Below are 990 nucleotides of genomic sequence, written 5' to 3'. Positions count from 1 at the left end.
GGGTGGAAGGAACTGCGCTGATGCTGCTGACCCTGGCCAATGTCGAGGTCGCCTACGGCGCCGTCACCGCCCTGCGCGGCGTCAGCCTGGAGGTGGCCGAGGGCGAGATCGTCACCCTGCTCGGGGCCAACGGCGCCGGCAAGACAACCACGCTGCGGACGGTCTCCGGACTGCTGCGGCCCCGGGCGGGACAGGCGTGGCTCGACGGTCGCCCATTGTCGTCAATTCCGGCGCACGAACTCGTCGGCCGGGGGGTGAGCCACGTGCCCGAGGGCCGGCGAATCTTCCCGAGCATGAGTGTCCGAGAGAACCTCCTGATGGGCGCCTACCACGACCGCCGGCATGTGCGGACCGACCTCGGCCGGGTGCTCGGGCTCTTCCCCCGGCTGGCCGAGCGGATCGCGCAGCCGGGAGGCACGTTGTCCGGCGGCGAGCAGCAGATGCTCGCGATCGGACGCGCGCTGATGAGCCGTCCCCGGCTGATGCTCCTCGACGAGCCGTCGATGGGGCTGGCCCCAATGATCGTTCAGACCATCTTCGAGGTGATCGCGGAGATCAACCGGGAGGGGGTCGCGGTACTGCTGGTCGAGCAGAACGCGGCCTCGGCGCTGCGGATCGCGGGTCGCGGCTACGTGCTGGAGACCGGCGAGGTCGTGCTGGCTGGCACCGCCGCGAGTCTGCTGGCCGACGACCGGGTCCGGCAGGCCTACCTCGGGGAGGACGTCGGCGGCCGGACCACCGCAGGCTGAACCGCCCGTGACCGCTGCTCCGCCCGTCGCCACATCAGCGAGAAACCGCCGTGGCGTGCCGCGGTCGGGTCACCGAGCGTTGGTGGCGCAGGCCGGTGAGCCGAGGATGCGGTCGAGATACGCGTTCGCGAACACCCCGGTCGGGTCGGCGGCGTCGCGCACGGCCAGGAAGTCGTCGAAACGGGGATAGAGCCCAGGGCTGCGCGAAGGTCGCGTGGTGTGACGGCCCGTTGCGCTAAGT

General features: G+C 71.2%; 2 protein-coding genes. One reads left to right on the top strand and one right to left on the bottom strand.

All coding sequences use genetic code 11. The features are described 5' to 3' along the window. Positions 1-20: 20 nt before the first annotated feature. Positions 21-749 (top strand): ABC transporter ATP-binding protein, encoded by a 729-nt coding sequence (locus tag AC08ON_RS04725; protein ID WP_476606552.1) that lies wholly within the window; start codon positions 21-23, stop codon positions 747-749. Positions 750-818: 69 nt separating this feature from the next. Here the strand turns inward: AC08ON_RS04725 and AC08ON_RS04720 are convergent. Continuing rightward, a partial coding sequence (locus AC08ON_RS04720; protein ID WP_476616528.1) for a D-arabinono-1,4-lactone oxidase occupies positions 819-990 on the bottom strand: 172 nt, incomplete at its 5' end.

Source organism: Frankia sp. CoWAU3, from assembly GCF_977971855.1.
The sequence above is the reverse complement of the archived record's forward strand: the minus strand, read 5'-3'. Positions and strand labels throughout refer to the sequence as shown.